The organism is Lysinibacillus sp. KCTC 33748 (genome assembly GCF_002237755.1).
In the GTDB taxonomy this organism is placed as follows: Bacteria; Bacillota; Bacilli; order Bacillales_A; family Planococcaceae; genus Lysinibacillus.
Genome location: NZ_MWSJ01000014.1, coordinates 36,380 through 57,586, shown reverse-complemented (window position 1 = coordinate 57,586; position 21,207 = coordinate 36,380). Strand labels below are relative to the sequence as shown.

Here is a 21,207-nt window from a genome sequence, read left to right as displayed (position 1 = left end):
CTATAAGAACAAAAGGAGATCGTAACGTTATGTGGAAAGGCCTAATCGAGGAATATAAACAATTTTTACCCGTAACAGAAAGTACACCTGCTCTAACTTTAAACGAAGGCAATACGCCTCTTATACATTTAGTAAATTTATCTAAGAAACTTGGCATTGAACTTTACGGAAAGATCGAAGGTGCAAATCCAACAGGTTCATTTAAAGACCGTGGCATGGTGTTTGCCGTTGCTAAAGCAATTGAAGAAGGTAGCAAATGTGTTATTTGTGCTTCAACAGGTAACACTTCAGCTGCAGCGGCAGCTTATGCAACACGTGCTGGAATCCAATCCATAGTCGTGATCCCTAAAGGGAAAGTTGCCCTAGGTAAGCTAGCACAAGCGACAATGTATGGTGCAAAGATTATCGAAATCGACGGTAACTTTGATGATGCTTTAAACATCGTTCGTCAAGTAAGTGAAACAACTCCAGTGGCACTTGTAAACTCTGTAAATCCATACCGCATCGAGGGGCAAAAAACAGCATCATTTGAAATTGTAGATGCTTTAGGAGCCGCTCCAGATTATCTTTGTATCCCTGTTGGTAACGCAGGTAACATTACTGCGTATTGGAAGGGCTTTAAAGAATATGATGCAGCAAAGGGCTCTGGCTTACCTAAGATGTTTGGCTTTGAAGCTGAAGGTGCAGCAGCAATTGTAAACGGTGAACCTATTGCTAATCCTGAGACAGTGGCAACAGCTATTCGTATCGGTAATCCCGCAAGCTGGAAATTTGCAGAAGCAGCTCGCGATGAATCAGGTGGAATTATTGACTCGGTGACAGACGAAGAAATTTTAGCTGCTTACAAATTAATTGCAGGCACTGAAGGAATTTTTGTTGAGCCAGGTTCAGCTGCATCATTAGCAGGCGTTATTAAATCAGTTGAAAATGGCAAAATTGCGAAGGGCTCTAAAGTTGTTACTATTTTCACTGGTAATGGCTTAAAAGATCCTGATACTGCTATGAATATCTCGACTGTAGATGTTGTCTCACTTAAAAATGATGAGGAAGAAATTCGAAAATACATCGAGGGCGTACTATGAGTAACATGTGGCAAATCTCAGTTCCTGGGAGCACTGCCAATCTAGGCTCCGGCTTTGATTCAATAGGGCTTGGCTTGTCTCTTTACTTAAAGTTAACCGTGTCTTTACAGGATAGTTGGGAAATTATCCACCTCGATGATAATGGTCCTAAAGAGTTTGAGCTAGAAGAGCACTTACTATACGTGATTGCAAAAAAAATTGCAGACCAATACGGTAAGCAGCTACCCGCTTGCCGTGTTGAAATGGCAAGTGAACTCCCATTAGCCCGCGGTTTGGGGAGCAGTGCAGCTGTCATCGTTGCAGGAATTGAACTAGTTAACCAAGTATGTGATCTAGGCTTAACTGTTCAGGATAAACTCGATTTATCCTCACAAATCGAAGGGCATCCAGACAATGCAACAGCCTCGGTATTAGGAGGATTAACAATTTCCTCAATGGATGAAAATGGCGTTGTTGATACATTTCATGTTAATGATATAGAAGCTTCCTTTGTTGTGTATGTACCAGATGTCGAACTAAAAACAAGTGAGGCTCGTTCTGTGTTACCAGAGCAATTTGACCGTGCATACGCAGTGAGAGCCTCTGCAAATGCAAATATGCTAGCAGCTTCATTAATGGTTCGTAATTATGAGCATGCAGGTCGTTATATGGAAGCTGATTTATTTCATGAACCTTTCCGTGCCCAATTAATCCCACAATATAAAGAAATCCGTGCATCCGCCAAGGCTAATGGGGCATTTGGAACAGCTTTAAGTGGGGCGGGACCAACAATGATTTCTATCATTCCTACAGCTATTGCGCATAATTTTGTAAATGCGATGAAAAATCAATTTCCAGAGCATCAAATTATCTTAACAAAAGCCGATGAACATGGTGTACAAGTGAAATTTAAACGTCTACTGCAAAAGTAGACGTTTTTTCTTGGAAGGGGGAAGTAGCTTGAAACCAATTATTTTCTGTGATTTTGATGGTACTATTACAGAAACAGATAATATCGTCTCACTAATGACTCAATTCGTTCCAGAGGAATCTGAAAAAATTGCTTCGGCAATGATGGAACAAACTATTACCTTTAAAGATGGCATTTCAGCAATGTTCGAGCTATTATCGACTAAACAAAAGGATGATGTTATCCACTATTTATTGGATACAGCCATTATACGTAAGGGCTTTGGTGATTTCGTTCGTTTTGCACAAGGGAAGCATATTCCGTTTTATATTGTTAGTGGAGGTGTAGACTTTTTCATTGAGCCACTGTTAGAAAAGTACGGTCCATTTTCTGGAATATATTGTAATAGTGCTGATTTTTCCGGACAGCAAATTAAACTCGTCTTTCCAAACGGCTGTGATGAAGAATGTACGAAATTTGAGACACAGGGCTGCGGTTGTTGCAAGCCAAGCGTTATGCGACAGGTTGCACAGGGCAATCATTTTAAAATCGTGATTGGAGATTCACTCTCTGATTTTGAGGCTGCCAAACAGGCAGATTTAGTACTTGCTAGGGATCATCTTATTAAACGCTGTAAAGACCTTCATCTTCCTTATGAGCCATTTGAAACATTCTATGATTGCTTAGAAATTGTAAAAAAGCTTATGGAAGCAGACAAGGCTGTTTCTTTATAAAAGGTTAAAGAAATAAGGGCGGTATGTTCAAAGATACCGCCCTTATTTCTATATAACAATAGGAGCCTTCTTAATTAGACGGCTCCCATTTCAATTTTATAATTTATTTTTTGCTTTAAAAATTCTCTTTCGACGTTCGTACCAAAAAACACAAATGACAAACCACGTATACCCCATACTCCATCCGGCCAATACATCAGAAGCAAAATGACGGGCTCCGGCAACTCGAGACAAACCAATAAGCACAGTTAAAACAACTGCCCCAAGCCAAAGTAATGCCTTACGTCCCCTGCTATTGTTCTCCGAAAAAACATAAGCAATTGTAAATAAATACAAGATACCGGTCATAGAATGTCCAGATGGAAAGCTAAAGGATGTTAATTGTTCTTCAATCTCCGGTCTTGGTCGTTGTACCCATTTTTTCAATAATTGATTAAGTACATTCCCACCTGCGATTGTTAACAAAACAAATAGTATGCCTCGGTTATTTTTCACCTTCCATGCTAAATACACTATTAAGACAATAGCGACAGATACTACAAATACCGGTTCTCCTATATAGTGAAAAAATTCTACAAAACGGTTACCGAAAAATAAATCAGCCATTTTTGTATCAAAAGTACTGATTATTTCACTTTGAAAAGTACCTCGTAACACAAAAAAGATAATGAGCGTTAATACCGCTAAAGGATAAGCCCATTTTTTCATTTATTACTTCACCTCAAAACTATATGCTACTATCATATTTTTCACATCATATCATATTTAAGCTTGCTTGAGGTAATTTGCTCTTTATCCCGCATTAAGGGGCAGTATAATTTACAAAATCAACTGCCCCTAAATGCCCGATTGGTGAAGACTAATAATCTGTGGGATAAACCTCCCCACTGATTTAAGTTTCACTTTATCCCGCATTAAGGGGCAGTATAATTTACAAAATCAACTGCCCCTTAATGCCCGGTTTCTAACCTACCTTATTCCCTCTTTCTTGTGGTATGACAAAGGATCTTCCTTCTGCTTTATTAAAATAATTTGAGAGAGCTAATGCAACGACAAATAAGATTGCAACGATAGGTATTATTTTTCTAAACAAAATATGCACTTCCTCATTTTCGATTTGAATTATTTTAATAACACTGGATCGAATAACCAATCCTTCGGTCCAAAGTTTTTATCCTTCTCTCCTCTTACCTCACGGGATATATTATTTTTAATAATTAGTTCTCTAAACTTTCTACTGAACAAAGTTTTTCGGTATAAATATCTTCCGTCATGGCTCCATTCAGCCGAGAGGAATATATCGTTTTTTATATTGATTAAGTCTTCGCGATGATAAATATCAGGACCATTGATTACCCCACTTAATCCGCAACGACATGGTGGCTGCTCTGTTGCAAAATACAATTTAACTCTTTCAGTGCTAGATTCAGGCAATACTTGTGTCGGTATAATTTGAAAAGCTTTCCGCTTCCCTTCTTTCGGTCCTTGATGGATAACCTCTAAAAGTTCAAAACCTTTAATATCTTCTTGTTTCATTAATGTCGCTAATTCCTGTGAAGCTACCCAATATCCGCTCACATGAACTAGATGACGATCTTTCATTTCCGTTGTATCTATCACTAATGGTGAAAGTTGTTCTTTTTCCATAAGTCCACAATGCTGGCAATGGGTGCTTATAGAAAATAAAGTTCCTTTATCATCTATAAACATATCAGGGGAGTTACCTGCCGAATTTAAGGTAAACAGTGAAGCTTGCTCATATTCGCTATCTGAAAAGTCAAAGTAAAAGCGTTCCCCAATAGAAACAATTCCTAATTCATGTTCCAATGATTTATATAGTGCCGCGACATGTTCGTATGTTACATCATCATTTAATGTAAAAATAGGATTAAATGATGCCTTTAAATTTCTCTTTCTTATTTCAGGCGCACCGACGAAAATACCATAGCGATTATAAACTTTAATGACTTGATCTTGACTAGATTCATCTATAGAAAATAAATTTTCAAGTTCTACTTTCAAAATACACGCCTACCTTTATATAAAGTTTTATGGTGAAGTATGTTGACTGGCTAGTAACTTTAAAAAAATCTACAATCTCTACTTTATTCTTAGATAACTAGGCTTTTATCGAAATCTTATATTATCGTATTACTTACTATAACAAATCTACTTAACCACGATTAACTTAAGCGTACCAGTACTTAGACCGATATTTCAACGTTGGATTTACGCCAATTTTTTGGCGGTCTTTGCCCCTATTTTTGGCGTGATTTGGCGGACATACAAAAACACCGCCAAAATTTGGCGGTGTTGCATAAAAAATGTAGATAATCAGACTTATGGTTTAGGTATAATTAACTAAGTTAAATTACGGTATTTTAATACCACCTAAACTCTCCCTTTTTATTGAAAAATCTACCAGAAGGAATGATTATAACATACAGACAATCTATAGTAAATTCATTCTTTCTGCAAGATTCACAGCGTCTGTCCGTGAATCTACATTCAATAAAGAAAATAGCTGCGTTAAATATCTTTCAGTTGTTCGCTGAGGGATATTTAATTCTATGGCAATCGCTTTATTCGTATGTCCTTCTGCAATCAATCTTAAAATTTTCTTTTCTTTTTCATTTAAGTGTATATCAAGTTTTGCATCCTGCAATTTAAATTTATTATCGAGAAAATCCAAGAAATTTTGAGGTAACACAATTTCACCATTTGCAATGGCTCGAACAGTTCGTAAAATTTGCTCCTTAGACGCTGTTTTAGCTAAAATCCCTTCTATTTTCCGCTCTAAAATAAGTGGATAATAATCAGTAATATCATCACCAGTATAAAGGATAATTGAAGCATTTGACTGGATAGCTTTAATGTTACGTGCTAAATGTATGCCATTCTCTAATGGCATATTTATATCAATTAAGTAGATATCATACGGTTTGTTTTTAATTCTCTGTATGACATGAGTCGCATCGCTTTCTGTATCAACTATAATATCTTCGTTTTCTTGAAATAAATTTTTCGTTCCCTCTAACACAATAGGGTGATCATCCACTATAAGCATCGTAATCAAGTGTATCACTTCCTTCTTTTACTGTAATTCTAATAAACATTCCTTCATTAACCTGTGAATCGATGTAAAACTGTCCGTTAAAGGCCTTTACACGCTCTTGCATACCTTGAATTCCCATTGACTCTCCGACAGTAATATCATCAACATTACAGCCTAACCCATCATCCTTATAGATGATTTCAAAACCATCGTCCATTTCCTGTAAACGTATTTCAACTGTTGTTGCATAGGAATGTTTTAAAGCATTGTTGAGTAATTCTTGAAATAGTCGATAAATCATTAAATTCATACGCTCATCCTCTAAATAAAGGCGATCTATCGTATAAATTAATTCAAAACTAGCTCTTTCTATTACTTTACGAATTAACTTTTCTAACGCAGCGTTTAGCCCTAATGTATCTAATAATGGAGGTTTTAAATTTTCGCAATAAGCTCTTAAATCATGTAAAGATGTAATCATCTGCTGATGAATTTTATCAAGTTTTTGCTGGATATCAGTTGTATCTTTCGCATTGACTAGGACATCAACCTCTCGGGCAATATGGAGCTGCTCTTGCAAATTGGTATCATGTAATTCTTGAGCTAATTGATATTTTTCCTCTTCAAATCTTAACCATAATAATTTGCTTAACCAAGGTAATTGACTATCATCTGCTTGCCTCATATGCCTTAGTTCCTCTAACAGCTCTTCTACCATCTTTGTATTTTCAATAAAATTATTTACATATAATAAAAGCAATTCAAGCCATAGAAGCTCTTCATCTTTTAAATGAATCGAATTTTTATGTTCCAATACTAAGGCTCTTTTATAATGAGCATCTTGATGGAGGAAGGCTAAGTAGACTTTGTCGATTCTCCGTATTTCTCCTAATTTCAAATCCTCTATTAGCGCTGGATTAATTGAAAGCCTTCCCTCAACCGTTGAAGTAAATTGACTTGTGTCATAGTTATAAGTTAATACAAATACATTCTCTAACTCAAGATGTAATGAAACCTCTTGTGCAAACTTCTTTAGAAGCTCATCTATTTTAATCGTTTTACCAATCCTATCGACAGCCGTGTATAGCTGATGTATATAATCCCCTTTTGTCGAAAATAAAATTTTTCGTTTTCGATAATCTACCTTCTCTTTTATGTAAAAAAGGACAACTAACGATGTAAAAGTAAAGAGAGAAACACCTGATATTACGGGTATAGTTAAATATTTTCCTGCAATGCAATACAAACCAACTATTAACCATAAAGTAAATATTAATGCAAAGATTCCATAATAACGAAGTCTTGTAATATGGTATTCAATATCAAATAATCGTTCTGCTACCTGTGTAAAGATAAAGCTAAATGGAATAAGTAATAAAAATAAAGAGCTGACTTCACCTGAAAGAATATACGTATCAAAAAAAATGCTAGGGAGTGCATATAAAAAAAGGAATGGCAAAAACGGTATCATTATACTACTTAACAATACTTTCAACTGAGGTGATTTGTATTTAAAATAGCTTAGTAATAAAATACTAAGAATAATAATAAGGAGAATGAAGAAAAGGACTAACACTACGTCAGAAAGTAAAATGTAATAAGCAGGATAGAAAGTGCAAATGCAGCCCAGTGAAAAAGCGATTACAGGGAATACATAAAAGTATTTGATATTGTTTGTAAACAGCCAATTTATTTTTACAAATGAATAATAATCTCTTAAAAAATGTAATAATATAGCTAAACACAATACCATACTACTACGATTTACTATTATCCCAATTCCATTCACTCTACTAGATACTCCGCTACTTACATAAGCCAATGAAACAGTTAACATAAAAAAAATAAGTAAGTTAGTAAGCTTTATACTTTTTTGATTGAAATATATATATATGATAATGAATAGAGTTAGTAAATAATAACAAAACGGAAATAGTAATAAATAGTAAAATTGGTGAGGGATATCTGAATGGTTAATATGTATATCTTTTATTTCTCCATTTGGCTTCATTATGGTTATTTTATCAGCAGTTACTATCATAGATTTATATTTCAATTGATGTAGATGATCCATCGGCACATCATCTACTCTTAAAATAACATCAGATGGTGAAATATTTCTCCATCCCGTCCAGTCTTTGTAATAAGGTTGCGTTACTCCCCACTCGCCATTCTCTTTTTCTATCTCAATTTCTAATAATGGCCCGCTATAACCCACATATATCAGATAAGAACCAATCATTAAATAGAGCATTATAGCAGGCCAAACTAACTTGCTACTCAACGATTTTATTTCCACGATCCACTTTCCAACTCTACTTCACTATTAAACGCATCTAAAATTGCTTTTTGCTCTATAGGCGAAACTCCAATTAATGAGACTTTTTGTGCTTTTAATAGAGAAACTAGTTCTGGGTTATTTTCTAGATATTGAATTACATTTATCATGCATATAACTCCTCATTTCAATAGTTTTTTTAAGTAGTCTTTACCTAAATCGTTTATTGCTATGTTTTCAAGATTATCTAATGCTTTAAACTTGTAAACATTTTTAATAGTAATTGCATAACGTATCGCACCACCATTTGTCAACTCGTTTTCCATAGCATTATTATCTAAAAATGCATCTATATCGTCATTATAATAGCTTATCACAGACTTTGAAACATCATTTTTCTGTGATAAAAGATAAATAATGGGCAATGAGTATCTTTTATTAAGCAAATCATTTTTAGATCCCCAAGTTTTTAAACTTTGAATATCGTTTTTAATTTGTTGGATAATACCTATGTATTTCCCATACTCTTTAACATCAGAAGATGTCTCACCTTTTGCAAGTACTTCACCAATTAAGCAACCCATTGCTGTTAAAGAACCTGACTTTTGTTCAATCATTTGTAAATATGATTGCTCATCCCTACAAGTATTAAGTAAATCTAGTTGCTGACCATTTATACTTCGTAATGCATAATCATCAAGTATTTGAATAGCTGCACTTTTGTGTTCAAAGGAAGTCTCACGTATTGTTTTAGAAGCCATCACTAGCATAGCTAACGCAACATTTAATGATAATTCAGGTGTTTTAGTCCAACTGTAGTCTGAATCCTTGTCCTGCAAGTCATCGATGATATCAAACGATAAAATTAAAAGTTCAATAGCTGCGGCAACTTTATAGATGTCCTCGTTCAAACAATCTGCAAATGCTTCGTAATGCCAATAACATAGCTTACCAAATGAATAGCCAACTGCCTTTTTTTCTTCCTTAAAAATCTTTAGCATCGACCGTAGTTCATGACCTATCAATAACTCGTTTTCAATTAGAATATCCAATGCTTCATTAATTTTTCCGTCAAGCTCCTGCAATAGTCCTCTCCCCCCACAAGTATGTTATTAAATAGTATACAGATTAATAGGAAATAATACTAGATATTAAACCAATAAGGGAATATTTTACATAAAATCATGACAGAAATACCGCCAAAAAGTGGCGGTATTATATTATTGACCGCCATTTTTTGGCGTAAACCCACCATTGAAATGGCGTCCTTATCGATGATACGCTTAAATAGGGTAAGATTTTAAGATCATTTGCATCTGTTCGATTTAATCAAGTTAAATAGTTTATTTCCAAATATCAGAAAGAGAATTGAGACCATTTGCCATGTACTGAAGAGAAGGCTAGGCAACTCCATCATGATGAACAGCTAGGAATCATTTAAATCTATTAACAGGAAATACTCGAAACACAGGGAGTGATTGAAATGAAAAATGACGTAAATGAAAATGTTTTAATACTTACAGCTAATTTCTCCTGTACAATTTCAGTGACCGAAGAGGAAATCACGATTAAAAAACCTTCGAAAGAACAGCAATGTATAGAGCAAATAATTGTTGATGCCGAGCAACAAGCTTATAAAGAAACATTAGCAGAGTATAAAAGCAAATCTACATTTTCAAATTTTATTTGCAATATTCCTGGATTTGAGGATACTTTTCAGCAAAAGCTAGACGCTTTTATTGAACAATATGGAATTAAAAGAGTATCTGAAGAAAATCAGTCTATACCGCCTTTAGTAAGTCCATTTACCTCTGGATTAAACATACATACACCTATAATTTATACGTTACCAAGCTTTTATATTATAAATGCTAGAGGCAATTGCTCTAGCACTTCTATTAGAAATGCTACTGTCGGCTTGCCTGTTTATCGCTATAATTCAGAAATAGAAATGTCCTCTTTAGGGAAATATAATACTGCTGTAAAGGAAGCTAATTGTGCACCCAAACATTTTACCGAGGTCTCCATTAGTGATACTGATATTTCTTTTAATATTACGACAGCATTTAATGCATGGAATAAAGCGTCCATTAAGCATTAAGAAATGGGTATGGCACAGTTATAAATTTGTGCCTCCCTTCTTCCTTATGCGTCATTTCAATGCTTCTATTCATCGCTTAATTTTTTTATCCGCCACCCCGACTTCTTTTAGTCTAGTTAGCCATTCTTTCCTTCGCTCCCTGTCACTTTGCCTACCTATTGTTTTTTCTACGAGACCTTACATATTCATATAAAAAAAGGTGCCTCAAATGACTTTGAGACACCTCTAAAATATTAACCTTTTACATAATAAACTTCTTGTCCGCTTTCGATGATGTGATCAGGCTTCGGTTTACCAGCATTTGCTTTATGACCAGCAATATGCTCTGGACTTTTCTCCCAATTTTTCCATGCTTCTTCTGATTCCCAACGAACCACAATTAACACTTCTTCATCACCACGTCGTACTTTTTTCAAAAGTACTTGCTTATCAATAAAGCCTGGCTGTTGTTCAAGTAATGTTGGACCATCTTTTTTAGCACCAAAACGTTCAACTACTTTATCGGAATTCCCTTCCGTAACGACAATACGTTTAATTTGTACAAACATATTATTTAAACGCCTTTAAAATGTCATCAGCTTTTTGAGTTTCAGAAGTTAAACCGCCACCAGATAAATACCAAACTTGTGGATCTAAATAGAAGATTTTACTGTTTTTCGCAGCGTTAGTAGCACCAACGATTTCGTTTTCAATTGCAGCTTTTGTACCAGACTCACCTTCTGGAGTTACAGCAGCATCACGGTCAACTACGAATAAAACATCTGGGTTTGTATCACGTACATATTCAAATGATGCGTTTGAACCGTGTGTAGAAGCTTCAATTTTTTCATCAGCAGCTTTTACACCATAAACATCATGAATTACACCGAAACGTGAACCAGGACCATATGCAGATAATGCACCTTCAGAACCTAATACGATTAAAGCTTTTTCTTTAGCTGAAGCTGTTTTCGCTTTAACTTCCTCTACTTTTGCTTCGTAAGTAGCAAATGCATCAGCAGCTTCTTTTTCTTTACCAAAGATCTTACCAGCTAATTCAACATTAGCTTTGAATGATGGCATGAAATCTTTTGCATCTACACCTACGAATACTGTTGGTGCAATTTTAGATAACTCATCGTAAGCTGCTGCTTGACGACCAGAGATGAAAATGATATCTGGGTTCATTTCAGAGATTGCTTCAAAATCAGGTTCTTTTAAAGCACCAATATTTACGTATGATGTATCAGCATATTTGCTTAAATACTTAGGAACTGATTTTTGTGGAACACCTGCAACTTTAACATCTAAAGCATCTAAAGTATCAAGGAAACCATAGTCAAATACAACAACTTTTTCTGGCATTTTATCAAGAGTTACTTCTTTAAATGTACTTTCACCTTGTGTGCTACCTGGAATTGTAATTGGATAAGCTGTAGCTTCTTCCTTTTGCGTCTCAGAAGGTTTGTTATCAGTTGAAGAATCTTTCTCTTCTTTTTTTGCTTCGTCCTTAGAACCGCAAGCAGCTAATACTAATAGCATCATAGCCATTAATACAGTTAGTAATTTCCAATTTTTCATTGTAAAATTGCTCCTTTAAATTTAATTTATAGTTAATAGATGGTTATCCCATCTTTACTATTTCTAAGAGTTGAAATACACACAAATGCGACACCCATTCTGTTCTTGAACAGGAATATCCATATCATAGATTTCTTTAAGCGCATCAGAGTTGATAATGTCATTTGTTGGACCATTTTTGACAACACGACCATTTTTTAATGCAACAATATGATCGGAGTAAACGGAAGCAAAGTTAATATCGTGTAATACGATGACAACTGTCTTTCCTAGTTCATCAACGAGCTTACGCAAAATTTTCATGATTTGCACAGAGTGCTTCATGTCTAAATTGTTGAGTGGCTCATCAAGCAAAATATAGTCTGTATCCTGTGCAATAACCATTGCGATAAATGCACGTTGACGTTGACCACCGGATAATTCATCCAAATAATTGTGTTGAATATCCTCTAAATTCATATATTGAATTGCTTCATCTACTTTTAGCTCATCCTCATGCTTTAAATTACCTTTTGAATAAGGGAAACGCCCGAATGAAACAAGCTCACGAATTGTTAGTCGTACATTCATATAGTTTGACTGCTTTAAAATAGATACTCGTTTTGCAAAATCATCTGATTTCCAACGACGTACATCTGACTTGTCGAGTAATACTTCTCCAGTATCTGCATTAAGTAAACGGCTTACCATTGAAAGCAATGTTGATTTACCTGCACCATTTGGTCCAATAAAAGATGTTATTTTCCCTGGTGCAACGTCGACACTGACATCTTGAATGACCGGTTTTTTCCCAAAGTATTTGGAGAGTTCTTTTACTTGGATCATCCTGCTGACCTACTTTCCTTCAATAATAAGTAGATGAAGTATACGCCACCTACGAAGTTTATAATAACGCTCAGGGTTGTATCGAAGTTAAATATACGTTCGACCATCCACTGTCCACCGACTAAAGCTACAATACTCATTACACATGAACCTGCTATTACCACAGAGTGCTTGTACGTCTTGAAAAATTGATACGATAAATTTGCTACGATTAAGCCAAAAAACGTAATAGGCCCAACAAGAGCTGTAGACACGGCTATTAACACCGAAGACAATATGAGCATACGCTGCACAAGCTTGTCATATGGTACCCCTAGGTTAATGGCTGTATCCCGACCAAGAGACATTACGTCTAATTGGTTCATATGACGCCAGCCATAAATAAAGGTAATGATGATGACAACAGCTGCAAGCCATACTAAATCCGAATTGACATTGTTGAAGCTTGCAAACATTTTACTTTGTAAGCTTAAAAATTCATTCGGGTCTATTAATACTTGGAAAAACGTAGTTACGCTTCCTAAAAATGTTCCGACAATCATACCGACAAGCAGTAAGAAATAAATCGGGCGCTTTCCTTCCTTGAACAATACACGATAAAAAATTAACGCAAAGATAACCATAGCTGAAACAGCTAATAAGAAATTATATTTAGCATTAATGACGAATACCGACATAGAGCCGAAGAAGTAAAAGATAAACGTTTGAACCAACATATATAATGCATCAAGCCCCATTACACTTGGCGTTAAAATACGGTTATGTGTAATCGTTTGGAAGACCACTGTTGAATAAGCAATCGCAATTCCCGTTAACGACATAGCAAACACTTTAATGAGGCGGCGCGGGAGTGCATAATGATAATTACCATTAAGTCCATAAAGTACATACAGTAAAATAGATGCTACGGCCAAACCTAGTAAAATCAACATTTTTGTACGGTTACGCATATGCTTTCCCCCTAAACAACATAATTAGGAAGATTGCACTTCCGATGACACCGACAGTCATACTAATCGGAATTTCATAAGGGAAAATCAGTACACGCCCTATAATGTCGCAGAATAATAAGAAAGACATTCCTAGTAGTGCGGTATGAGGCAATGTCTTAGCAAGATTATCCCCTTTGAACAGCGAAATTATATTTGGAATGATTAAACCAAGGAACGGAATCACACCAACTGTTAGGACCACCGTCGTTGCAATAAGTGCTACTAACACTAAACCTAAATTCACAATGAATTTATAGGAAAGACCAAGATTTTTTGCAAAATCCTCACCCATTCCTGCCACTGTAAAGCGGTTCGCATAAATGTAAGCTAATATAAGCACGGGTACACTTATGTATAAAAGCTCATAACGACCTTTCATCATTAATGAGAAATCTCCTTGTAACCATGCAGAAATGTTTTGGATAATATCCGCCTTATACGCAAAGAACGTTGTAATTGAAGAAAGGATATTCCCAAACATTAAGCCAATAAGTGGTATAAAAATCGCATCTTTAAACTTGATTCGATTTAATATTTGCATAAACAATAATGTGCCGGCTAAAGCAAATAGGAAAGCGAAGGAAATTTTTTGAAAATACGTGACGTTTGTGAAAAACATCATCGAAATTAGAACCCCCAACTTCGTAGCATCTAATGTACCTGCTGTCGTTGGTGACACGAACTTATTCCTACTTAAGCTTTGCATAATTAAACCAGCAATACTCATACCTGCACCTGCTAACAAAATTGCTACAAGTCTCGGTATACGACTAATAATAAATAGTCTAGTTTCTTCTGATTCGAAGTCTAATAGATCACTCGGTTTAATATCAACTACTCCGATAAATAGCGAAACTATAGACAGCACAACAGTTGCTGTTAAAAGATATCTTTTTTTCATTGTAATCCCCGGTAGATTCATTTTTGCTCGTATTAATCATTGAAAATGATTATCATTACTCACGATTCTCATTATAAGCTCGTTTCCATTCTCAGTCAACCTTCCATTGAGAATTATTCTCGTTTTATTTGAGAATCTTTAATAGAACGAGCATTCTTAACGGAATTCCTACTTTTTTTGGTTCCTCAAAGTTAAATATTTCTACTTTTTTGACACAATAAAAAGGTAATTGAGAATAAAATACTAATTTTTTCTCAATCACCTTTTAAATCAATTAATAATTACGTCCGGAGGCTTTTGGCCAACAAATGTCTTTTGTGCGGAAGCGCAGCGGGAGCAACAACACCAACAACATGATGTTGGTCACTCAGTCGTGCGTTGTTATTGCTTTCGCTACATAAAACATTCGCTGAAAGAAATTATGCTATTCGTCGAACGCCTTTGAGCCACGCAAAAACAATTAAAATGATTAATATAAAACCGACATACCCCATCACTGCATAAAGCTTGGCTACAAGCGTCGTAAAGCCAGCGAGACTTGCTAAAAAGCCCAATGCGCCGATAAAAAAGGCAGTAACCTTAAAACTAACCTTATTAGGTTTTAAAAACCTTACCATAAATGAATAGAACATCCCTACCGCTGTATTATAAATCATCCCTAATAAGGAAAAAGACATCAACAGACCAACTAGAGGATGAATTTCATTTGCTAAAGCTAGCATCGGTATATCTATGCCAACGATTACATTCATTTTGGCAAGAAGGGATAGGTTAATAAGAAGAATTAAAGCTCCAAGCAAAACCCCACCAATAATGCCTCCCATCCCCGCCACCTTCTCATTGCGAATAGATCCACACATAACAGTTAAAAGAGAAAAACACACACCGATATTAAAAGACGTGTACAGTAAAGCTGTAGTCCACCAGCTTTTAGTACTCACTTGTGCTTGTTGTGCGATAACAGCTTGTTCGACAAAGGTCAAATCCATCGTAGCTATTGAATAGACAGCTATGATCGAGACAATGGCTAGCAGATAGGGTGTAGCAAAAGCAATAATGTTTATAATACTCTTCACATTCATCATAACCGTTGCTATAGTCAGTACAATCATACAAATGCTCCCTAGCCAAACCGGCAGTCCAAACATTTGATGAAACGTAGCACCTGCTCCAGCAAACATGATTACTGCTACACCAAATAAGAAAAGGGACAGTAAATAATCCATCACAAAGCCTACAGTATTACCTGAAATTTGATAAATTAAATCCTTGTGCGATGTCGTACGTAACCTTGAGCTAATTTGTGCAATGCACATTCCTACTAAAGCAAATCCAAATGTCGCAATAAGAGCACCATATATCCCATGAAAGCCATAGCTCGTAAAATAAAGTACGATTTCCTGTCCTGATGCAAATCCCGCACCGACGATAATTCCTACATAGGCACCACCGATTTGCAAACTTTTTTTCAATCAGTTCTCTCCCTGTTTATCCTATTATCGGAATCATCACCAAAGCGTGTGGTGATGAACCTATTATTGATAGACCTTTCTGTTGATTGTTAGCTTATCGATTACCTTTATATTAGGTGTATATCCAATACCAATTGACTGTGGCACACGAATATAACCATCCTCTACAATTACTTCAGGTGTAATGATATCCTCATACCAATAATGACTTGAGCCCGCAGTATCCCCTGGTAGCACAAAATTAGCGAGCGATGTTAATGCAATATTATGCGCTCGTCCGATTCCTGCCTCTAACATGCCACCACACCAAACAGGAATTTTATTTTCCTTACATAAATCATGAATTCTTCTTGCTTCTGTTAAACCGCCTACACGTCCTATTTTAATATTGATAACACCACAGCTACCTAGCTCTATCGCTTTTCGAGCATCTTCATAGGAAGTGATGCTTTCATCTAAACAAATAGGCGTTTTTATCTTTCGCTGTAGCTTAGCATGATCGACAATATCATCTACAGCTAAAGGTTGCTCAATCATTAATAAATTAAATGCATCAAGTTGCTGTAATACATCCATATCGTTCAATGTATAGGCTGAATTAGCATCTACCATTAATGGCAGATCCGGCATTTCAGCTCGTATAGCACGAATAACTTCTACATCGTGACCAGGCTTAATTTTCATTTTTACTCGTTTATAGCCTTTATTTACATGGCTTTTTAACAGCTCTATTAATGCTTCGGTGGAAGATTGAATACCTACGCTAACGCCTACCTCTATTTGTTCCTTATGTCCACCTAATGCTTTTGCAAGTGATTGTTTCGTTTGTTGAGCATAAATATCCCATATAGCCCCTTCAATAGAGGACTTCGCCATGCAGTTACGACGAATAGAGGAAAACAAAGCACTAACTTCATCTGGATGCCCAACCTCTTTATGTAACAAGATAGGTATCAAGAAGTCTTCAAGCATATGCCATGTTGTTTTTAATGTCTCCTCTGTATACCAAGGCGCTACAAAGGCAACAGCTTCTCCCCATCCTACAGTTCCTGATTGATCTTTCGCTTCTATAAGTAAGAATTCCTTTTCATCAATTGTGCCAAAACTCGTTGTAAACGGTGATTTCATTGGCATTTTTATATGTCTAACTGTAATCTGTTCTAGTTTCACAAAATTTCACTCCTTATCCTTATTATAAAGCTAATAAGGAGCGTCTGACTAATAGATAGCTATGGACATATTCTTTGTGTTTTTTCATTCGAACGATTGCATAATCTTGTTCAAATAATGTCGTTAAAATAGTACGAACTTTATAACGCCAATCTTCTGCAAGCTTAGGACTTTCCACTTTCATCTTTTGTAAATATTGAGGTATGGGCAATAAATAAGCGTCTTTATAAAATAATTGCTCTCGCTGAAATTCACCTTCAATATCGAGCACTGGTAAGCCATCTACCGTTAAAGACCACGGTACAACTTCTTCGGCTCCCTCTTCCAGTTCATCTAAGGAATCTTCCACGCGATCGCGTTCAATCCACCATTCTACGACAATTCGATCTGAAGGTAGCCCATCGTTAAAATCATCCCTGAGCGGACCATAATAATCATTTTCATACTGAAGACTAAAGGAATTGAGCTTCAAAAACGATAAATTAGCCATACATGCTTCTAGTGGATCAAATAGCCAAATCACAAGCTGAAACCCATGTTCTTTTGCATATTCCTGTTGGGCATGCTTTAATAATTCACCTACACCTTGTTCACGATATGTTTTTTCCACACCAATCATGTGTGAGTGTAAATACATTTTTCCATGTCCAAAGCCAACAAAGCAGTAGTTAAAGCCAATCAGCTTTTCGTCTAAATACGCCCCAAGTACTAATCCACCATTTTGTACAGCCGCTAACAATTGATGAGAGGGAATAGCCTGACTCCCCCAAATACTTTCGTTTAAAATTTGCACTTCTGCAACCTCTGTAGGTGTCATTACTTTTTGAATACGCACACTCTCTAACATTATGCTGACCCCTCCTTTGTATTCCCTGACTCCAATGCTAACAATACCGCTCTTGTAAGAATTTCAACTCCAGTTACTAACCTTGCCTGCTTAAATTTCATCTTTGGATGATGTAGTCCTGGTGCTAGTCCACAGCCTAGACCTAACATCGTAGATTTTAAATGTGGGCGTTGGACAGCATAATGATGAAAATCTTCTCCTCCAGGTGTATGAACTGGCCTTCTTAAATTCGACACCCCTGTTGCTTGCACGATTGCTTTCTCCATAAGAGATTGAGCAGTTGAGTCTACTTCAGCAGCTACTACATTTGCCACTGTACGTAATTCAATCTGCACTTTATGCAACAGCTTGGAAGAATCTATAACCCTTTTTACTCCCTGTACAAGTGCATCCATCACATCATTTTGTTGAGCTCGTATATCAATGGTGAACGCTGCACTCCCAGGAATAATATTGCCGGATTCTCCTCCTGCATGAAATTTAGTCATCTTAATTGATACAGGAACCATCGGATCTGTATGAATAGTTCGTAAATCTTCAATAATAGTTGCTCCTACTTCAATGGCATTCACGCCAAGATGCGGTCTAGCAGCATGGGCATCTTCTCCAATGATTTCTCCTTCTAATAATCGGGAAGCTCCATGGTGCAACGCGGCACAATATGTACCGTCTTCAAGCTCATGGACAGGTCTTACATGAACACCAAATAAAAAGTCTAAATCATCAATGACTCCTTCCTTTAAAACAGAGAAAGCACCTGTACCTTTCTCTTCTGCTGGTTGAAAAATTACACGAATTGTACCGTTGAATGATGGAGCAAGCTCTTTCAAAAGTAAGAGAGCACCGATTGCCATCGTCATATGTCCATCATGGCCACAGGAGTGATTCGCACGAAATTCACCATCTACTTCCTGCCATAACGCATCCATGTCCGTACGTAAACCGACTTTAGGTTGACCATTCCCTACATCAACATAAAGCCCTGTACTGTTTTTAAAGCGTATTGGTGAAAAACCTTCACGAGTTAGTAAATCGAAAATATAATTTGTTGTTTCTACCTCTTGCCAGCTTATTTCTGGATTCGCGTGCAAGTACGTGAAAATCTCCATTAATCTTGGCCTCAAACGATTCAAAGCTTCCTTCATAGCATCCAACCCCTTAAATTATCATACTATTAAGATTATTATAAATGAAAATAAAAACTTTTCTACACAGAAACGTCCCGCCTCCAGCAAATTAACTACATGCTACAGCTTTTCACATTCAGATTGTAGAAAGCTTTCCATATTGAATCCTAAAAAGTGGGGACGTTGTTAACCGCCTTTTATCCATTTTTTAATTAGAAGATGCTGATTTCCACCAAGGGCTACTATTAGTTAAAAATACGCTTATATTAATTGATCTTCGTTACGGTTGGGCGACTCCTTGGGGATCAGCGATAAAGGAACGAAGGCTAAAACCATCACGTCCTGCGATAACGCCTTCGTGACCAACATCCTGCTGTTGCTGTCGCTGCGCTTTCGCACAAACAAAACCCTCTGCTGCCGCTACGTTAGCACTACGCTTTCGCGCAAAAAACATCTGTTGGCTCGAGACCCTGCAGCGAAGCGAAGCGGCTCATCGGACGCCCCCAGGAAGCTCTGCTCTGTGCGAAAGCGAAGCGGCAGCGACAAAGCGCCCAGCCGGAACGGAAATCAACCTCACGTTATGTGGTAAGCAAAGTATCAAAGGTAATATTTCTTAATACAAAAAAATGCAAGTACAGTTATTTGAATAACTGTACTTGCATCTTTTGATTAATTAATACCTCGCATAGCTTTTGAAATAATTGGCGAAAGTACTAATATTATGATCCCGAAAACAATTGCTAATGAGCCTAAGAAACCGAAGTATGTGAATTCACTTACCACTTCATAGACTTTTACAAGTTGTGCGTTGATCGCTTGCGCTGCTGCGCTTGTTAAAAACCAAAGTGACATCGTTTGTGCAGCAAAAGCCTTTGGAGCCAATTTTGTAGTAACTGACAACCCTACTGGCGATAATAATAACTCCCCAACTACAACTAAAAAGAATGATAATACTAACCACCACGGACTTACTAAATCTGTACCACCAGATAAATACGCTGGAAGCATCATCACTAAGAATGACAATCCTGCAAAGAATAATGCATAAGCGAATTTACGCGGTGTAGATGGTTGCTTATCTCCCCACTTCATCCATAACATGGCAAATAACGGAGCCATTGTAACGACGAATAAAGGGTTTAATGATTGGAACCAAGAAGATGGAATATGAAAACCACCAATATCCAATCGTGTACGACTATCTGCATACGTTGCTAAAATAGTCGCCCCTTGTTCTTGGATTGCCCAAAACATTACAGCCGATAAAAACAAAGGAATATAAGCGAGCACGCGAGACTTCTCGTCCTTCGTTGTTTTCTCACTGCGATACATATAAATAAAGTACACCGTTGGAATTATAATACCTAGCGCCGTAATAATTAAACCAAAAACATTCACTGTTAGTACGCCAGTTTTGATACCAATTGCCCCAGCAATAATAATAAGTAGCGCTAAAATCCCAAATCGTGTAAAGACTTTTTTCCGTTCTTCAGGCAGTAACGGGTTGTTTACCTGTAACCCTGCTAACCCTAAATATTTTTTTCCTGTTAATTTAAAAATAATTAAACCAAATAACATCCCTATCCCTGCTACACCAAATCCTAGGTGGAAATTATACTGTTGTCCAATTGTTCCGACAATTAATGGTGCAAGGAATGATCCCATGTTAATGCTCATATAGAAAATTGAAAAACCTGCATCACGACGACTATCTGTATCAGCATACATGTCTCCGACAATGCTTGAAACGTTCGGTTTTAATAAGCCTGTCCCAATGACAATAAAGAACATTGAAACAAATAAAATGCTTGCGCCACCAGGTAACGCTAGCAGGAAATGTCCAATCATAATGAACACGCCACCATAGAAAATAGTCCTACGTGTACCTAGTATTCGGTCAGCAATCCAACCACCGATAATCCCTGACATGTAAACCAATGATCCGTAGATAGCCATAATTGAGTTCGCTAGTCCACGATCTAGGCCTAAGCCGCCTTCATGCAATTCATAATACATAAAGAAAATCAGAATTGCTCGCATACCGTAGTATGAGAATCGTTCCCAAAATTCTGTAAAAAATAATGTAAAGAGCCCTTTAGGGTGTCCGACAAAGCCGTTTTGAGGGACGGATTTTACAATTTCATCTTTAGTAGACATAAAAATATCCTCTCCCG

General features: G+C 36.5%; 21 protein-coding genes. 4 read left to right on the top strand and 17 right to left on the bottom strand.

Annotated features, from left to right (window positions below):
* Nucleotides 1–29: 29 nt before the first annotated feature.
* The 3 genes from thrC to B1B04_RS16425 are packed head-to-tail and all read left to right on the top strand — an operon-like array spanning nucleotide 30 to nucleotide 2,705.
* Complete coding sequence (gene thrC, locus B1B04_RS16435) at nucleotides 30–1,082, top strand: threonine synthase (RefSeq protein WP_079562499.1); 1,053 nt, start codon at nucleotides 30–32, stop codon at nucleotides 1,080–1,082.
* Entirely contained in the window at nucleotides 1,079–1,993 is a 915-nt protein-coding gene (gene thrB / locus B1B04_RS16430; protein WP_079562498.1) for a homoserine kinase, read from the top strand. The genes thrC and thrB overlap by 4 nt, the downstream gene beginning before the upstream one ends.
* A 28-nt stretch (nucleotides 1,994–2,021) precedes the next feature.
* A complete protein-coding gene (locus B1B04_RS16425) occupies nucleotides 2,022–2,705 on the top strand; it encodes an MtnX-like HAD-IB family phosphatase (protein WP_079562497.1) in 684 nt (227 codons plus the stop codon).
* 96 nt (nucleotides 2,706–2,801) lie between these two features.
* On the opposite strand, the gene B1B04_RS16420 is transcribed toward B1B04_RS16425, so the two are convergent.
* The 6 genes from B1B04_RS16420 to B1B04_RS16390 form a co-directional block, all read right to left on the bottom strand.
* Complete coding sequence (locus B1B04_RS16420) at nucleotides 2,802–3,413, bottom strand: phosphatase PAP2 family protein (protein ID WP_079562496.1); 612 nt, start codon at nucleotides 3,411–3,413, stop codon at nucleotides 2,802–2,804.
* Between the two features lie 414 nt (nucleotides 3,414–3,827).
* Nucleotides 3,828–4,727 carry a hypothetical protein gene (locus tag B1B04_RS16410; RefSeq protein WP_079562494.1) on the bottom strand — a complete coding sequence of 300 codons (900 nt, stop codon included), beginning with the start codon at nucleotides 4,725–4,727 and terminating at the stop codon, nucleotides 3,828–3,830.
* A gap of 430 nt (nucleotides 4,728–5,157) precedes the next feature.
* Nucleotides 5,158–5,772, bottom strand: coding sequence for a response regulator transcription factor (locus B1B04_RS16405; RefSeq protein ID WP_240518319.1), 615 nt, complete (start codon nucleotides 5,770–5,772; stop codon nucleotides 5,158–5,160).
* Nucleotides 5,756–8,002 (bottom strand): sensor histidine kinase, encoded by a 2,247-nt coding sequence (locus B1B04_RS16400; RefSeq protein ID WP_079562552.1) that lies wholly within the window; start codon nucleotides 8,000–8,002, stop codon nucleotides 5,756–5,758. The genes B1B04_RS16405 and B1B04_RS16400 overlap by 17 nt, the downstream gene beginning before the upstream one ends.
* 47 nt (nucleotides 8,003–8,049) lie before the next feature.
* Nucleotides 8,050–8,208, bottom strand: coding sequence for a competence pheromone ComX (gene comX / locus B1B04_RS16395; RefSeq protein WP_079562492.1), 159 nt, complete (start codon nucleotides 8,206–8,208; stop codon nucleotides 8,050–8,052).
* 12 nt (nucleotides 8,209–8,220) lie between these two features.
* Nucleotides 8,221–9,123, bottom strand: a complete 903-nt coding sequence (locus B1B04_RS16390) for a polyprenyl synthetase family protein (protein WP_079562491.1) — start codon at nucleotides 9,121–9,123, stop codon at nucleotides 8,221–8,223.
* Nucleotides 9,124–9,521: 398 nt separating this feature from the next.
* On the opposite strand from B1B04_RS16390, the gene B1B04_RS16385 reads away from it, so the two are divergent.
* Nucleotides 9,522–10,139, top strand: coding sequence for a hypothetical protein (locus B1B04_RS16385; RefSeq protein ID WP_079562490.1), 618 nt, complete (start codon nucleotides 9,522–9,524; stop codon nucleotides 10,137–10,139).
* 233 nt (nucleotides 10,140–10,372) lie between these two features.
* Here B1B04_RS16385 and B1B04_RS16380 read toward each other — a convergent pair whose 3' ends face one another.
* The 11 genes from B1B04_RS16380 to B1B04_RS16335 all read right to left on the bottom strand — a co-directional run bounded on the left by B1B04_RS16380 (nucleotide 10,373) and on the right by B1B04_RS16335 (nucleotide 21,190).
* Nucleotides 10,373–10,687, bottom strand: a complete 315-nt coding sequence (locus B1B04_RS16380) for an antibiotic biosynthesis monooxygenase family protein (protein WP_079562489.1) — start codon at nucleotides 10,685–10,687, stop codon at nucleotides 10,373–10,375.
* A 1-nt stretch (nucleotide 10,688) separates the two neighbouring features.
* Nucleotides 10,689–11,699, bottom strand: coding sequence for a siderophore ABC transporter substrate-binding protein (locus B1B04_RS16375; protein ID WP_079562488.1), 1,011 nt, complete (start codon nucleotides 11,697–11,699; stop codon nucleotides 10,689–10,691).
* Between the two features lie 63 nt (nucleotides 11,700–11,762).
* Nucleotides 11,763–12,524, bottom strand: coding sequence for an iron ABC transporter ATP-binding protein (locus B1B04_RS16370; protein WP_079562487.1), 762 nt, complete (start codon nucleotides 12,522–12,524; stop codon nucleotides 11,763–11,765).
* Nucleotides 12,521–13,474, bottom strand: a complete 954-nt coding sequence (locus tag B1B04_RS16365; RefSeq protein WP_079562486.1) for an iron chelate uptake ABC transporter family permease subunit — start codon at nucleotides 13,472–13,474, stop codon at nucleotides 12,521–12,523. The genes B1B04_RS16370 and B1B04_RS16365 overlap by 4 nt, the downstream gene beginning before the upstream one ends.
* Nucleotides 13,467–14,417: an ABC transporter permease gene (locus B1B04_RS16360; RefSeq protein WP_079562485.1), complete on the bottom strand. Its 951-nt coding sequence runs from the start codon at nucleotides 14,415–14,417 to the stop codon at nucleotides 13,467–13,469. Before B1B04_RS16360 ends, B1B04_RS16365 begins: the two co-directional genes overlap by 8 nt.
* A 419-nt stretch (nucleotides 14,418–14,836) precedes the next feature.
* A complete protein-coding gene (locus B1B04_RS16355; protein ID WP_079562484.1) occupies nucleotides 14,837–15,889 on the bottom strand; it encodes a YkvI family membrane protein in 1,053 nt (350 codons plus the stop codon).
* A 63-nt stretch (nucleotides 15,890–15,952) separates the two neighbouring features.
* Nucleotides 15,953–17,059, bottom strand: coding sequence for an o-succinylbenzoate synthase (gene menC / locus B1B04_RS16350; RefSeq protein WP_079562483.1), 1,107 nt, complete (start codon nucleotides 17,057–17,059; stop codon nucleotides 15,953–15,955).
* Between the two features lie 22 nt (nucleotides 17,060–17,081).
* Entirely contained in the window at nucleotides 17,082–17,906 is an 825-nt protein-coding gene (locus B1B04_RS16345; protein ID WP_079562482.1) for a GNAT family N-acetyltransferase, read from the bottom strand.
* Nucleotides 17,906–19,051 carry a M20 peptidase aminoacylase family protein gene (locus B1B04_RS16340; RefSeq protein WP_079562481.1) on the bottom strand — a complete coding sequence of 382 codons (1,146 nt, stop codon included), beginning with the start codon at nucleotides 19,049–19,051 and terminating at the stop codon, nucleotides 17,906–17,908. The genes B1B04_RS16345 and B1B04_RS16340 overlap by 1 nt, the downstream gene beginning before the upstream one ends.
* 262 nt (nucleotides 19,052–19,313) lie before the next feature.
* On the bottom strand, nucleotides 19,314–19,487 hold the full coding sequence (locus B1B04_RS25715) for a hypothetical protein (RefSeq protein WP_170938998.1): 174 nt from the start codon (nucleotides 19,485–19,487) through the stop codon (nucleotides 19,314–19,316).
* Between the two features lie 215 nt (nucleotides 19,488–19,702).
* A complete protein-coding gene (locus B1B04_RS16335; RefSeq protein WP_079562480.1) occupies nucleotides 19,703–21,190 on the bottom strand; it encodes a peptide MFS transporter in 1,488 nt (495 codons plus the stop codon).
* Between the last annotated feature and the right edge of the window lie 17 nt (nucleotides 21,191–21,207).

Coding starts and splice junctions, on each gene's coding strand:
- thrC (WP_079562499.1), top strand. CDS start 30: ATGTGGAAAGGCCTAATCGAGGAATATAAACAATTTTTACCCGTAACA.
- thrB (WP_079562498.1), top strand. CDS start 1,079: ATGAGTAACATGTGGCAAATCTCAGTTCCTGGGAGCACTGCCAATCTA.
- B1B04_RS16420 (WP_079562496.1), bottom strand. CDS start 3,413: ATGAAAAAATGGGCTTATCCTTTAGCGGTATTAACGCTCATTATCTTT.
- B1B04_RS16405 (WP_240518319.1), bottom strand. CDS start 5,772: ATGCTTATAGTGGATGATCACCCTATTGTGTTAGAGGGAACGAAAAAT.
- B1B04_RS16400 (WP_079562552.1), bottom strand. CDS start 8,002: ATGATTGGTTCTTATCTGATATATGTGGGTTATAGCGGGCCATTATTA.
- comX (WP_079562492.1), bottom strand. CDS start 8,208: ATGATAAATGTAATTCAATATCTAGAAAATAACCCAGAACTAGTTTCT.
- B1B04_RS16385 (WP_079562490.1), top strand. CDS start 9,522: ATGAAAAATGACGTAAATGAAAATGTTTTAATACTTACAGCTAATTTC.
- B1B04_RS16380 (WP_079562489.1), bottom strand. CDS start 10,687: ATGTTTGTACAAATTAAACGTATTGTCGTTACGGAAGGGAATTCCGAT.
- B1B04_RS16375 (WP_079562488.1), bottom strand. CDS start 11,699: ATGAAAAATTGGAAATTACTAACTGTATTAATGGCTATGATGCTATTA.
- B1B04_RS16370 (WP_079562487.1), bottom strand. CDS start 12,524: ATGATCCAAGTAAAAGAACTCTCCAAATACTTTGGGAAAAAACCGGTC.
- B1B04_RS16365 (WP_079562486.1), bottom strand. CDS start 13,474: ATGCGTAACCGTACAAAAATGTTGATTTTACTAGGTTTGGCCGTAGCA.
- B1B04_RS16360 (WP_079562485.1), bottom strand. CDS start 14,417: ATGAAAAAAAGATATCTTTTAACAGCAACTGTTGTGCTGTCTATAGTT.
- B1B04_RS16345 (WP_079562482.1), bottom strand. CDS start 17,906: ATGTTAGAGAGTGTGCGTATTCAAAAAGTAATGACACCTACAGAGGTT.
- B1B04_RS16340 (WP_079562481.1), bottom strand. CDS start 19,051: ATGAAGGAAGCTTTGAATCGTTTGAGGCCAAGATTAATGGAGATTTTC.
- B1B04_RS25715 (WP_170938998.1), bottom strand. CDS start 19,487: ATGTTTTTTGCGCGAAAGCGTAGTGCTAACGTAGCGGCAGCAGAGGGT.
- B1B04_RS16335 (WP_079562480.1), bottom strand. CDS start 21,190: ATGTCTACTAAAGATGAAATTGTAAAATCCGTCCCTCAAAACGGCTTT.